Consider the following 14,373-nt stretch of genomic DNA (forward strand, 5'->3'; position numbering starts at 1 on the left):
TGGCAATGGCTTCCCTCTCATTGTCTGTCATCTTAGGAACGGCAACCACTTCTCCGTTAAGGAGAATCTCACGGCAGTAGTCTGAGAACTTCCGCCCTACGCTTTCCGCTTTTGACTTGATACACTGCTTTTCCTCTAAGGTGCATCTTACCTTGATAAACTCCGTTTTGTTCATCTTCTGCTCTTCCTTATTCTGTTGCTGCCATCGGGCAGCTTTTCCCTTGTATCTGCTCATATAAGTTTCCTTGAAAGTTTATCATTATAGATGATTCATTGTCTCTTAATTCTTGAACTCTGACCGATGAGAACGGAGTGATTACGGGTCTTATCTCCCCGACAATCGACGAGGGGAGCAAGAGCAGTTTGTGGGTACAAACTGACGTCTTGCAATAGCTGCTGAAATGCCGATAACGCCTGCTGGCGTTTCCCCTGCCGAAAGTGAATACGCTGCACTCAGTGTTTAACTGCGTTCGTGGCATTCCCACCATATTATATATTAGGTTGGGCATATGGTCTTCACTTCTTTTGTGATAGATCGAGGATTTCAGAGAAAAGGGATGACCTTTTTACGAAAAAAACTCGACCCTTTTTCTCACGCTTATAGCTTTCTCCACTTCTCTATATCCTCGTGGTATTCCTCCAAATGACTGCGTACAAGATTTTCTATGAAACTTGAGAGATTGCTGCCCCTGTCGCCCAATCTTCGCACGATGAGGTCTGCACGTTCCTGTGTTTCCTTGCTCAGATAGACAGCCTTCCTATTACTGAGTTTGGCAGGTAAAAGATAGGCTTGCTTGTAGGCTTCAAGCGTTTCCTTTCTCATTTTGGCACTGATGCGTTTCTGAACGGGTGCGTTCTCTGGCAGCCTTGCTTGTTCAGTTTCGTGTGAAAGCTCGGTACACCGTGATACCTCTGTGTTCTGTAAAGGCTCGACATCCTCTGATGGCTTACCGCTCCGTGTCATCTTTGTGTGCTGCTGGCTACTTCTTCCGAGCAGTTCTTCTTCGTTACCACCTAAATAATATGAAAGGTCATACTCTACCTCTGTTGTTTTCTTCTTTTCCATTTTTCTATCTCATTTTATGTTTAACTTGTTTTACCTTTATGGGGTTGGTTTGTGTTTGTGGCATCTTCAGTGATTGTCTTTTCTGCTGTTTACGTACCCTGTGGACATGATATTCGTTGAGGTCTTTGAAGCTCCTGTAATGCACGGACATATCCTCTACCTTGAAACCAGCCTTTGCGAAATCCTCCGTAGTCCTGTGTCCTGCCTCGTCATTATCAAGGAAGGCACGGATGGAGAAAACATTTACATCATGGAGATAGCGAATACTCCTTGCCACATTGCTTACGGAGTTCATCACAAGACAGTGGTGGATAACTTCTTCTTTCATTGAAAGAAAGGATAGAAAGTCCATAAACCCCTCGAATATACAAACTGGCTCAACTCTGTCCGTAAATATCGGAGTAATGTCCTTTGGTGCTATTGTTCCCTTGAACGTTCCATTATCTCGAAGCTCATAACCTCCCGATTGATTGGCGAAACCAATGGCTTGGTAATGAAAACCTCTTATCTCATAGCTGATACAACATAGAAAGGGCATCGCCTTTTCCATGTCGATGCAGCGGTCTTCCTGAAGATACTTTAATAAGTGTGGAGGTAAGGTGTCTGATATTTCTATCAGTCTCCTTACTCCACTTGCGGATGCCATAGGTATGCTACTTCTTTTCATTGCCCTGTCTGCCTTTTGAGAATTGCAAGCAGTATAATCGGGAGCGTTCCGTCCCAAAAGGCGGATGGCTTCCGACAGCGTGCAACCCTCTAACCGCATACAAAGGTCGATAATACTTCCACCTCTGCCTTCGGCATAGTCTATCCAGAGGTTCTTCTCTGTGTCCACCTTGAAGCTCGGATGCGTGTCTTCACGAAATGGTGAACGGTAGAGAGCATAGGCAGGTGTCCTGCGCACTGGTTTGATACCTTTCCTTTCAAGATACTCCACTATGGGGTATCGCTTAATGCGTGATAAATCTTCTGCTTTCATTGTCATTATAATTATTGGTTGAACATTTATTCATTCTGATTTTTATATCGGATTATATTTTATTTATACTGATAGAGTAAACTTCATTTATGATTTCCTTTTCCTAAAGTTTTTCCCCAGCAAACTTTTTCTTCTTTCTTCTTACTACACACTGTTTTGTGGTAAACACTTGATTATCAGTGAAATATTGTAGTATATAACAACACTACACATACTACTACATCAAACTACTACAACTGTTAATCAATGGGCAGGGATGGATTTTCCGTATCTTATATACATAGATGGGACTACTGCCTTCACGCCTCTTGCTTACCTTTACAAAGCCAGCCCTTTTAAGTGCCTCGCCCATACGTTTGGGTGTTAAGGGCTGATGGGTATAGATGCCTAAATAGGCGAGTATTTCGGTAGTGGTCATATAAACACAAAGAGGATTATCCTCCGTTGGTTTCTCAAAGCAGCGCAACAGGAGTTCCATTTCAGCGGTCTGCACTTGGAAGTCCTCACTCTCCCTGTATAGCTCCGCTATCTCGTCATCATTGAACCAATAGCGGAAGCCTGATTTTAAAAGGGCTTTCGCTTCGGTATAGACGGCATCCATAGAAATAGTTTTAGCTCGTTCAATATCAATGGCAAGCACCTCAAAGGGCAGAAATCGTCTGCTTCCTGTCGGGTCTGTCAAAAAATCATTGCCGTTTACCGATGCTACAAAACTCGCCAAGTGTGGGTATTCCTCCACATACTTGTCGTAAGGCATACGGTATTTAACCATCGGACAGGTGATTAGGTTCTTCAGCTCGTTCTCATCACGCTTGTTGAGGGCTTTGAGCTGGTCGTCTATGTTTACGATGAGGTTTTGCCCGATGTAGGTAAGCGTGTCTTTCTCTTGCGGATATATCTTACCTGTGTAGCTGTAACCTTTAAGCGCAGGCGGACAAAGCAAATCAAGAAAGGTAGTCTTGAACTTACCTTGTTCTCCTGTCAGTACAAGGCAGGTATGGTTACGGCATTCACGGTTGTCCATAGCGTTGGCAACCACTGCAATAAGCCATTTGGTAAGGTACGGCAGCCATTTTTCAGCGTTGCGGACGGTAACACACGAAGCGAGATTGGCGATTGCGCCTTGACCTATCTCTATCTTGCGCAGTACTTCCGAAGCATCAACTATTGGCAAAGCCTTGAAGTATTCCTGTATGGGATTGATGCGTGGTGAAAAGCTGCTTTCAATGATGGAATAGAGATTGTCGGAGGAGGTAATGATGCCCATATCTAAATCAAGCTCCCTACGGAGAGAGTTGATTTCATAGCGACCAACCTTTGTAAAACGACAGTCTGCATCTTTATTACTACGGTATTCCGTTCTGCCCAGCACGGTATTATACCTGAACACATAGTGCGTACGGAGATAGGTTTCTATCTCGCTGTTCTTGGAGGTGTTTCCCCTGCGTTCGGTAGAATTGCCAGTTGTTTTCATTCTGCTTTTATCTGCTTCATTTTTCATTGTTTACCCATTTTGGTTTCCTAGAATGAAGTTACGGCGAGAATGTCAATGTTCCAAGCATTCGGAGAGTGCTTGCATAATGTTGCGCTCATTGGCAATAGATTTCTTACGGAATTCTTTCAGGAAACAGCAGGAAAATAAGGATTTAAGCCAAGAACAAGCGCACAAGTGTAGAAAAGTAATAGGAAATGTCTGTACCTGTTTGCTTCAATCAGCACTGTATTGCTTTGACTAAAACAAACGTAGAAAAAGGAAGATAAGGACCGGAAGAAGAGTAAGAAAGATAACCTCATTTCCTTCTGTTTCCCTATTCTTCCCTGCTGTTCCTTGCCGCTTTGTGGAATGGAAAGAAGCGCATACTTTTGCACGCAGAAACATGCGATGGAAAGCAAATCGCAAAAGGAAAATATAAACAAAACAATATAACGCTATGGGATATTTTATCATTACCGACAAGCAATGGGCAATGCTGAGGGACGAAATTGTCGCTCTTGCCCAGACCTGCCACAAGGCATTTGGAGAATCGAGTAAGCACACTGATTGGCTGCACAACGGAGATGTATGTCAGCTACTGGGCATCAGCAAGCGCACCTTGCAGCATTACCGTGATACGGGCATGCTTCCGTTTACACAAATCGGACACAAGTGCTATTACAAGCGTGAAGACGTGGAACGGTTGTTACAGACAAAGTCAGAGAAAACCAAGAACAACAAATAAACAATGAAAAGATGGAAACAGTTAGAGATTTAAGCATGGATGCGGACGAGATGCAGGTGGTGCTGTCCGCTATCAGCAGCGTAAGCAGGAGAATTAAGGAAGTGGCACAGACACACAAGCCCCTGTTTGGAGGTGAGCATTTCCTAACGGGCAAGGAGGTGTGTGAGCGGCTGTATATAAGCCCTCGCACCTTACAAGACTATCGAGACAGAAAGATTATTCCCTACACGCAGTTTGCAGGAAAGATTCTCTACAAGGCTTCGGACTTGGAGAGATTACTGGAGGATTGTTATAGGACCTCAATTCCGCAGCATTATTCCTTGTGAGGTACTTTTATATATTGAAGTGACATTTTTGGGATTTATCCATTGATATGGGGATTTTCTGGGGTTCTTGGTTCTTGCATATTCATGAAATCCCCCACCCAAACCAATGGGGAATATGAAAACCACTAAAAATGATGTTTATTCAATGAAGACCTCAGCGTAGTAGATTTTATTTGTATATAGGCTCAGAACGTTCTGCCTTCCAGTGCGCACCCATTTTGCCGGCACGCTGACAAAATGCAGGATAAAGGCTTTCAGCCTGCTTGTTTTTTTCAATGGCTTGACCTTCTCGCTGATATGACGGACGAGATAGAAGTTCTTCAGCATGGCGGTAACCATCATGAAAACCATGTTCTCAGCCATAAAGGAAAAGGGCAGATGTGACCATCCGAAGTCATTGTTCTGTATGTCGAAGTTCTTTTCGCTTGCTCCACGCTCATTATAAAATATAATGATGTCTTTCTCGGTAGATGTCCAGTTATTGGTAAGGATACAGCGGTATGTGTATATTACTCCGAACATATCCGTCTGTTCCCTTCCGTGCTTGTCTTTCAAGGGAGTACGCTGTACGACAAGCCTGTATGACTTTCCTTCTATTAAGTTGTCTATGCTGACGGAGGTGACATCGCATCTCTCATAACCAACCTCAACACTCTTCCATTCTTTCAGCTGGCGGAAGTCCTCACATCGGCTGTCGCTGTTGGCTGCACGTATATAGAACGTGTTGCAGCGCTGCTCTACGGTTTGGATAATTTCCTTTGAGAACGATCCACAATCAGCACGGAAACGCTCTATTACCACACCAAGTTCTGAGGTTACACGGTCCATAATGCGACGGAGCGTGTCTTCTTGATGAAATCTCACATTGGTGTTTCTGTCACGATTCTCACCTCCGACTATGATTCCCCCAATGGAAGCCCAACCAGGGAAATAGCCAAAATCCTGCTTGTAAGAATACTTTGCATCGAACTTGTGGGCTGGAATAAACTGATGATCAAAGTCTAAGTCAACATAACTGCCCACCTTTATAAGGCTCTCCCGTTAAATACGTAAATTGGAAAAAGAACAAAGGCTTATACGCTTGTATGGTATGACTGTCCAAAATCAAACGGTCTCACATAAAGGGATAAAGCACAAGATAAGAATGCAGAAAAGGCAAATACTTACCATGTCCTTCCGTCTTCTACAAACAACTTATTCCCATATCACTCAACGTTTGTAAACTATTTTCATACAACTCAAAACCAATACATGGTCTTCTGGCTTTGAAAAGACGCCCAATTGACTTGCAATAGATGCCCTTTTGAGGTCTAACTGACGCCCTTTTGAAGTCCAATTAAGCACCTTTTCTTGCATAACCTTATAACTAACTGATTTACTGCCGGTTGCAAACTTGCTTTTTACACGTGTTTTTGCCTTTATCTGTAGGTATTTTACCCGAAATTATGTCATGGTTTTTCAAACTGTTGTCTACGGTTTCAAAGTATTGACATGAAAAGGTTTTCTGCATGGGAGGATGATAATAAAGTAGGTAGCCAAAACCGTCTTGGCTGTCTTTTTGTTTAACGCACAACTTCGCTTCTTCCGTTAAAACTATACGAAAAGAATCCACGTATTTATTTAATGGACCTGTAAGCGCATTGATGTCCTCAAGGTATTCTCCACCACAAAGGTAACTGAAGAAGAGAGAGCCAAAAATACTTCCATAGCAGAATGCTTTGCCGCTACTTCCACGTTTGTCCAATACAGATTCAGTAAGTTTTTCAAAGCCCAACTTTGAGAAAACGTCCATAATATGATAAATTCCACCGAAAGAAGTGATATTCTCTTTTTTAATTGCTACCTTTGTCATGTCAGATATTTTATTTATTTTTTTTTGTTGGTAGCACTAAGATAAGTGAAATTTCTGACATATCCAAGTGTTTTGAGAACTTTGTTTCTCAGGCACTTGGAGTTCTTACAAGAATTTATGCTGCGGAATTAAGGTATAATAAAAATATTAATTAGTATTGCACCAAAATTACCCAAATTCTTGTTTCGCCATATGATTTTGCGTAATAGTTTCCCTCTATCTACCCACCAAAAGGATCAACATTGAGATAAGACGACCTTCTCCCAAGCATTCTCTACAGACATGAGCTGACTACGAATACATACCACGCTGCACACCTCGTCGAAGCGCTTTTCAATTTGACATACTATCTCCGGCACATTGTAATAATACCGTTTCCACTCTATTGTGAAGTACACTGCCACTGGATGCTCTTCCCTCTTCTTGTTAGTACATTTTTCCTGCACTAACTTAATTGTACAGTCCCCAATACGACAACATAGTACAAGATGTTGAAGTTACAAATACTTCCTTGCCTTCAACTCGTCTTCAAGCAATTTGAAGTGTGTGTTAGCATATTCATTCGGACGAGTCAGTCTCTTTTTGGGCATTTGCTCAAAGATTCGTTTGACGTAGAATGCTTTTACATCAGAAACTTTGAATGATTTCTTCAATTCTATAGAAAGATGATCGTCTGAATCTACTGGATCACGTTTAGGTATAACATAATTATAGAAAATCGGCTCTGAAGAAAACTGGCCATCATTTTCAAAATACCTTGCAGAAACATACTTTATACCCCATGCATCTTCGCGATTCTGCATGCAATTGGTGAGGAGATGTAGAAGTAACTCAGGGAAAGCATACTGAAACTGGAATTTATCATTGTCATTGTTTGCCATTTTTGTACACAAGGCAAAAATGAAAAACTGAATAACATCATCTTCATTTTTGAAACGATTTGGACACAAAGTCGAAATAAGCGGGATTGTCCGAGTACTCACAAATTTAACATAATTTACGTGATCTATATCAGCTCTACGCATTTCTTCCCAACAAACATACAATGAGGCACCGAGATATAAGCATGGGAAACCATTCAGGCTATATCGATAGTTCTTGGCAAACTTAATTTTATCGGTAGCTATATGGAACATTTCTTTTCTACTCAGCAGCTTATACTCACCCTGACTTCTCATTCTGAATAGAGGTGTTCCCTTTTCTATAAAGTCTCGATTTAGTTTTAGCTGACCAGTGGAACCATCAACAAGTTTATCATGAAGTAAAGATAGGGCAGAGAAAATATCTCCCTTATTATAATTGTCAAACACATCCTTAAAGAAATCATGAACTCCCTCATAATATGCATTAGTAGCATTATACTCTGCTCTAATTACGACTTTGGTTTTCAAATCCAGAAGAAAAGTATAGATGGCATCAAGTACCCCCATAACATCAGTTGCCTCTTTGTAGGCCTTTGATATTATCACTTCTTCAAGTCGCTTTCTTGTATCTCCTTTACTCAACATAATTTTCAATATAAAAGGGTGCCCAGCCCACCCTTAGTTTGCTTCCACCTATTAGAGCTTCAGCCTCCGGCATTGTGTGTACAATAGCTGCTGGGAGCCGGATTGGAATAATTCTTTAATATACGTCTGCGGCATATTTTGCTTGGCAAGCTTTAGCAAGCTTAAATTCGGACCACTGCATAAATGGTGATCTCTGCTTGCTTATTATTTCCAAGGGTCTTCTGAACCGCTCTTCAACATGACTAAGAATCTCATCCTTATAAGCATGTTCGATAAAAGGTGAGGTCATCATATTAATCATTATCAAGAAACTTTCAGTATCATCAACTGACCAATTATGCATTCTCACATCCTCTATCAGCCATCTACAAATGGTATTGCGGGAACTACGGTTAACATTGTTACGCCCAAACACCATCATGAGAGTCAATGCCATAAGAATGTTGGCTTTTTCATCCTCATAATGATCAAAAGCATCACCTATGAAGGAATTCCAGATTCTAATATCAATCTCATAATTTTCGGGAATACAATTTAGTATCATCATAAGATAGCTAATCTCAAGACCATTAAGCATATTGAGATGATTATGCTTCAAAATAAAAGTCAATTCGTCAATAATTGTCTTGTAAATTTTATTCTTAGCATCATCTGACAACGCTTTAGACGAAGCAGAAGTTTCATTAAAAAGTCTGCCTTGGAAATAACTTACAATCATATTAAGAAGGGAGAGGACACGAATACTTGTATTCATACGCATATCGCTATTGAAAAGATAAAATAGAAATTTTATCATTTCACGAAAATAATAGACCATTTGTTTTTCATAGCCAAGCCAAATGCTCATTCCTTTTCGATCAAGCAATCCTATTGTACCTCCAGAGCGATACTCATCCATCAATGTATCTATCTCGTCTAAAGCTTTACTTAATTTTCTGTGCAGATGTGCTAACATTCCCGCTGACACTTCATTGAATTGAACATCATTTTGCTTAAGGATGGTCTTTACATCTATGATAGCATATTGTGCTTTCATCTTCAACGGGAAGTCATAGAAATTTTGTTCTTCACGCAGTTTCATTCCCTGCGTAGTATGAAGCCTGTCTTCTAACATTTTTTCTACGACAAGTCCGAGTGCTCGTCTTGCTATGGTCAGCTTGTTGACGAAAGGAGTTTCATATATATGATTTTTCTCTATATTTAGGCGAATACCACCATGCTTGTGCAATTCTTCTATCAAGACTCCATAAAATTTACTATAAACTTTCGGGTCATTATAGAAGAAAAAAATATCATCAACGTACCGAAAACATTCATAATCGCGATGTAACGAGTAAAGCTCTGGACCATACGACATTCTCTTTTCCATAGCCACATCTATTTGCTGAAGAAACATCTCCGCAAACAATCGTGAAAATTCTGGCCCTATAAGAACACTATTTGTCTTATCCTTTTTAACTCCAATCCTACCCTGTGTTGGATCCTGGTGGCTCCTACCTTCGTTCATTTCTGACATTAACCTGGTAAATCTGCCTGCGAATGTACAGCTATCATTAATTTTTTCAGTTGTTTGATATAGCAACTGTGATAATTCGTCTATTGGAATTACATCAAAACAGTGGTGTATATCGGCCTTGTACAAAAACTTAAAATGGTTCTCCAACCGCTGAAACTCACGCCCTGCATAGAATGCATTGATATTTTGATACTTCTCATAATGGAAATAATGTTTTGGAGTATCGTTGGCCTTGTAATCCAAATATTCTGCTGCAGCTTTCGGCATATTCGACTTTGGCCGAACAAAAGTCGCACGTTTTAGCGGATAGCGTAAAGAAAAATGGCTTTTTTGGCAGAAATTCAGAATAAGACTATCACAAGATTTATAAAATTCCATTAGTTTTAACTGCATATAAGGGTGAACCATGACAAGTTCGCGAGCCTTCTTTCCATCTTTCTTATTTATAAAGTAATTGAAGCTCTTCTTTTTCTCCCCATTACCATTAAGTAAAGTGATGAAAGCGTTTGCCCAATCATTATTCTTTCCTTTCAAGCTCTTTCCACGGGAGATAACTCTATCCCCATGAAAGCATAATCTCAACATATCCGCTATAATATAATAGCGATTGTTTGAAACGAACAAGGGTAACTCGTATGGCAAAACCTCAGACATTAAGATTCTATATATAGTCTGCTTAATCCTTTGCTTCTTCATATTGTAATATATGTTTTATCATTCTGAACTCAGCAGATGTCAGATGACTCATTCTGCGTTCTGCAAAACCTTTTTCAAAGGAATAATCATCATGAAGTTTCTTTCTTAATTTGTTTACAAATTCAGCATCAATGAATTTTCCATTAAACATCGACTGTTTAATTTTCGCTTCAAACTCCCTATATAGTTCTTGGTCAAGCTGTTTCAACTGAGAAGTATCGGTCAACATTGAATGTTTGAAATAAATGCCACTTAAAATATTACTTTTGGTTCCGCCAAGGGTATAATTGCAAGTAAGATAAGCAAGCAGTTTTTTGAATCTATACAAAGGCTGCCGATGCCGTATCACAATTCTACTATTTTTTTCCTTACTTCTGGGATTATAGGTAGCTAAATGCATATAATAATCAATCACTTTCCCTATTTGAACAGCATATTTTTCCATTCTATCCGCTGTAAGACGAAATGTTACTTTCAGCTTTGAAGTATTAAGTGTTATGTTATAGCCAAGATAGTCAAATACAATCTTTTGAGGAGTATCATATCTGATATCCTGGGCCATATATTTTTTGCTGTCCCCTTCTGGGTGAAGAAACAGCTTGCCTTCTCTGAAAATGTCTTCAACCTTTGAAAATAATATTTTGGCACTTGGGTATGCCTGTGTAGGTGAAGCTATAATGATAACATCATCAACGTATCGTTGATAGAGATACACGCCGTCCAATCGACTAATCTGTTCATCTATCCTGCGCAAATAAATGCCTGCAAGACTGGGTGAAAAACTTATGCCACGAGGTACACCACCGATATATTCAAAATCCTCGTTATGATTAAGCTCATAAAACATTCTTTTCATGATCTTAATTGTTCGACGGCTCACTATCCCATCCTTTTCAAGCGTTTCAAGTAGTTCATTATAGGGTATTGACTCAAAGAAACTTTTTATATCGCCTCGAACAATCATTTTGTCCACATGGTCTAATAGTAACAACTTCAGATTCTTTAAAATCACATTCCTGTCAGGTTGTTTGATTTTATAGGTTTTTTGTAACTCATCATTAATCATTTTACAGGCAAAAAACGAATCCCGGTCTTTGCCTGTTACATAAATGTACTTGCCAGAGTCATTATGGTATTTCCGTTCTACATGGACAGAATAGTTACGTTGAATAATGTTATGGAGAACTTCTTCCTTTATAACCCTCTCTACATAACTTTTCTCTTCGAGATTCTCTTCTAATTTTTCTTGAAGTTCTTCTTCCTTATCGTTATCTTTAGTTTTTTTTGCTTTTGCCCTCTCCTTCTTTAATTCCTTTCTTGTTGCGGCGAGTTGGCTATACAACACATCCACGTCATAATCATTCAGCTTGAGCCAATCTTTCTTCAACTGCCCACATCTGCTGGCAGATTCAAAAATCTTATCTATCTGATCTATCGAATATGAAAAAGTGGACATTTTATATGTCTTTTTATCATTTTAACTTATATCTCCCACCCCAATGTAAATCAGGGTGGAAAATAACTGTTTATCGTCTTATCTTCGTAGGTGAATAATCGCTAAACAACTAAATCATTTAAGAGCAAATTTAGACAAAATATTTGAGTTGCCCAAGCTCTTGAGTGTTAAAAAACACGAATGAGTGAGGATTCTTCTCTTTTTGGGTAAATTCGGCATCCAAGTTCATTCAGCGGTCAGTCCCTGAGAAGGCGCAGACAGTATGCATTGATACGTGGGCTAATGAGCTTACGTTCTATTTCCGCATTCAGCCTGAATGCAAGGGTGAGAACCTTGCTTTGGATGTCATCACTGAGTTGGTAGTTGTCCCTGATGCTCTACACGCAGCATTCTCGGGTCGTGCAAATGCAGAGAATCTCCATAATAACAGAGAGGTTGCACCCGAAACGCGAGGGATCCGAGCAGATGATGGTATTGTTCTTCCGTACATGCTGTAGCTACTTGCATGGTTTGCGCTTGGCGCACGATTTAGTGTCGCTGATTGTTTCCTCTATTCCAGTCATCCAACTTGATACTCTCGTGCTCACAAAAACAGTTGAACTCAAACCGAAGGTTCTCCACAGTCTGTTTATCGCCGTCTACTCTGATATGGCCGTAATTCATATGGGTCTTCAGGATTTTGGAGTGATAGTGTTTAATATATGATTATCAATAACTTTTATAATTTAAATACTTTTATATCCCCTTTGTTTACTGGTAACTATTCAGCGATAATGAACGTTGAATATCAGGAACTTATAAACGTAACATTGTGGCAAAAAGGCTCGAAATGACATTCTTTATTAGAATTTGCATGTGTTTATTTATGTAACTTATTGATAATCAATAATAGTTTATACACCTTATCGCTGAATAGTTACGTTTACTGATATTAAAGAATATAAAGTACTAATTTAAAGGTTACGAAAGTTGTTGTTGTATCACATGGGTTATACACGCTACAAAACACTTATAATGAACTATTTACAAATTTTCTTTACTAACAAGTGGCATAAAGGAAATCATCGCATCACTCCAAATTCTGGAAGAGCCCAATTTTTCTCGGTAAGCTCCTTTAGTCCGCGCCCCACAGTGTCGGCATCGGGTAACAGCGTACTATGTTTCTGCCTGAACTGCCCTATAAGCACATTAATGTCCTCAAGGCAATCCCCTCCACAAAGGTAACTGAAGAAGAGAGAGCCGAAAATACTTCCATGGTTGAATGCTTTGCCGCTACTTCCACGTTTACCCAATACAGATTCGGTAAGTTTTTCAAAGCCCAACTTTGAGAAAACGTCCATAATATGATAAATTCCACCGAAAGAAGTGATATTCTCGTTTTTAATTGCTACCTTTGTCATGTCAGTTTTTTGCTTACTTGTTATGTTTGCAGCACCAAGATAGGTGAAATTTCTGACATATCCAAGTGTTTTGAGAACTTTGTTTCTCAGGCACTTGGAGTTCTTACAAGAATTTATGCTGCAGAATTAAGGTATTATAAGATGCGAACACGAACTTACTTTTTTAAGCCAGTACAATAATGAAATATTTTTTTATATTCGTGTTAGTATTATTCTCTTGTTCAGATCCAAGGGAAAAATTACCCTATAATTTGAGCGCACAAGTAGTTTATGAATATCCTGCGCATTTTGAGATAATAGATTCGCAAGGATTTCCTGTACTTGGGCCAGGCTTTAGATATACAAGGTCTTCCAGTTTTATAATTGCAACAACTATTGCCTATGGTTACAATAAAAGCGGTATAATAGTGCAGGTTACAGATAAACAAAAAAGAGTCCATTATTTAAAGACAGAGGTGAAAAAAATAAATAATGATTATAATATAACTTTTATAGAAATAAGTAACAAAGCTTTTAATAAAGAAAAAAAGAAATATAAATGGAAGATGGTTAGTATATAGTTATTATGGCTTATTTCTGACATGTCCAAGTGTTTTGAGAACTTTGTTTCTCAGGCACTTGGAGTTCTTACAAGAATTTATGCTGCGGAATTAAGGTAAAAAATAGATATGAAAAGATTTGGCTTACTATTGATTGGCGTAATGCTTGTTATTACAACTAACTGTAATAATCAGCAGTTAAATAACAGATATTCATCGAATAACTTATCATTTATAAAAAATGATAAACTTCATTATAATATCCTCTTAGTCGCATGTGACACCTGTGTTCCTATTATAAATAAGGGCTATAGAGTGCGTGTTAAGCTGACAGATAAACAGAAAAGTATTGTTAAGAAAATAGAAAAGGAAATGTGGAGGCACTTATTATCTGATAAGAAGACCGATTTTGCAGCAAATCTGATCCTCTATGATATTTATGATAAAGATGCTATTCTACTCTTTGGATTAGGCAACAATATAAGAGATTGGAGGAAAAATCTAAAACGGGATGATACATTGTTTTGGTTGAAGAAATTAAAATGAATTCGTATTGGTCATCAAATATAAAGCGTTATGAGGAATATTATATTCATTTTATCGATGCTTCTCATAAGGGCGGGACACTCCTAAAGCAGATACGAGCAATGGTAAGCTTTGGACAAAGAAAGTGAATTAATAAAAATACTTATCAATGGGGTATAGCATATATTGCTCCATTGATAAGTTAAAGTTTTGATTTCCTCTATTACCTCAATTCCGCAGCATTATTCCTTGTGAGGTACTTTTATATATTGAAGTGACATTTTTGGGATT

General features: G+C 39.0%; 11 protein-coding genes and 3 pseudogenes. 4 read left to right on the forward strand and 10 right to left on the reverse strand.

Translation table 11 applies throughout. The features are described from left to right. The 4 genes and pseudogenes from HMPREF2983_RS06155 to HMPREF2983_RS06170 all read right to left on the reverse strand — a co-directional run. Positions 1 to 235, reverse strand: a pseudogene (locus HMPREF2983_RS06155) (hypothetical protein); the annotation flags it as partial. 363 nt (positions 236 to 598) lie between these two features. Next, a complete protein-coding gene (locus HMPREF2983_RS06160) occupies positions 599 to 1,066 on the reverse strand; it encodes a DUF3408 domain-containing protein (protein ID WP_070667397.1) in 468 nt (155 codons plus the stop codon). Between the two features lie 4 nt (positions 1,067 to 1,070). Further along, positions 1,071 to 2,045, reverse strand: a complete 975-nt coding sequence (locus HMPREF2983_RS06165) for a toprim domain-containing protein (RefSeq protein ID WP_070667398.1) — start codon at positions 2,043 to 2,045, stop codon at positions 1,071 to 1,073. A gap of 217 nt (positions 2,046 to 2,262) precedes the next feature. Continuing rightward, positions 2,263 to 3,546 carry a virulence-associated E family protein gene (locus tag HMPREF2983_RS06170; protein ID WP_070667399.1) on the reverse strand — a complete coding sequence of 428 codons (1,284 nt, stop codon included), beginning with the start codon at positions 3,544 to 3,546 and terminating at the stop codon, positions 2,263 to 2,265. A gap of 430 nt (positions 3,547 to 3,976) precedes the next feature. Here HMPREF2983_RS06170 and HMPREF2983_RS06175 point away from each other — a divergent pair, with 430 nt between their 5' ends. Further along, entirely contained in the window at positions 3,977 to 4,264 is a 288-nt protein-coding gene (locus HMPREF2983_RS06175) for a helix-turn-helix domain-containing protein (protein WP_021582919.1), read from the forward strand. A gap of 11 nt (positions 4,265 to 4,275) precedes the next feature. Next, the gene (locus HMPREF2983_RS06180) at positions 4,276 to 4,590 is read left to right on the forward strand and encodes a helix-turn-helix domain-containing protein (protein ID WP_004384326.1); all 315 of its coding nucleotides are present in this window, start codon (positions 4,276 to 4,278) and stop codon (positions 4,588 to 4,590) included. A gap of 138 nt (positions 4,591 to 4,728) precedes the next feature. On the opposite strand, the pseudogene HMPREF2983_RS06185 reads toward HMPREF2983_RS06180, so the two are convergent. From HMPREF2983_RS06185 to HMPREF2983_RS06215, 6 genes and pseudogenes are all read right to left on the reverse strand, one after another. Continuing rightward, a pseudogene (locus HMPREF2983_RS06185) lies at positions 4,729 to 5,631 on the reverse strand (IS1380 family transposase); the annotation flags it as partial. Positions 5,632 to 5,965: 334 nt separating this feature from the next. Beyond that, positions 5,966 to 6,442: a hypothetical protein gene (locus tag HMPREF2983_RS14300; RefSeq protein ID WP_246829365.1), complete on the reverse strand. Its 477-nt coding sequence runs from the start codon at positions 6,440 to 6,442 to the stop codon at positions 5,966 to 5,968. A gap of 497 nt (positions 6,443 to 6,939) precedes the next feature. Then, a complete protein-coding gene (locus HMPREF2983_RS06195; RefSeq protein ID WP_070667400.1) occupies positions 6,940 to 7,950 on the reverse strand; it encodes a hypothetical protein in 1,011 nt (336 codons plus the stop codon). Between the two features lie 115 nt (positions 7,951 to 8,065). Continuing rightward, a complete protein-coding gene (drt3b, locus tag HMPREF2983_RS06200) occupies positions 8,066 to 10,162 on the reverse strand; it encodes an antiviral reverse transcriptase Drt3b (RefSeq protein WP_070667401.1) in 2,097 nt (698 codons plus the stop codon). Then, entirely contained in the window at positions 10,143 to 11,618 is a 1,476-nt protein-coding gene (gene drt3a, locus HMPREF2983_RS06205) for an antiviral reverse transcriptase Drt3a (protein WP_083316716.1), read from the reverse strand. Before drt3a ends, drt3b begins: the two co-directional genes overlap by 20 nt. A 1,094-nt stretch (positions 11,619 to 12,712) precedes the next feature. Further along, positions 12,713 to 13,018, reverse strand: a pseudogene (locus HMPREF2983_RS06215) (IS1380 family transposase); the annotation flags it as partial. A gap of 179 nt (positions 13,019 to 13,197) precedes the next feature. Here HMPREF2983_RS06215 and HMPREF2983_RS06220 point away from each other — a divergent pair. Continuing rightward, on the forward strand, positions 13,198 to 13,578 hold the full coding sequence (locus HMPREF2983_RS06220; protein WP_070667405.1) for a hypothetical protein: 381 nt from the start codon (positions 13,198 to 13,200) through the stop codon (positions 13,576 to 13,578). 108 nt (positions 13,579 to 13,686) lie between these two features. Then, positions 13,687 to 14,103: a hypothetical protein gene (locus HMPREF2983_RS06225; protein ID WP_004384330.1), complete on the forward strand. Its 417-nt coding sequence runs from the start codon at positions 13,687 to 13,689 to the stop codon at positions 14,101 to 14,103. The last annotated feature ends 270 nt before the right edge of the window (positions 14,104 to 14,373 follow it).

This window comes from Prevotella sp. HMSC077E09 (assembly GCF_001814685.1).
Taxonomy (GTDB): Bacteria; Bacteroidota; Bacteroidia; order Bacteroidales; family Bacteroidaceae; genus Prevotella; species Prevotella oris.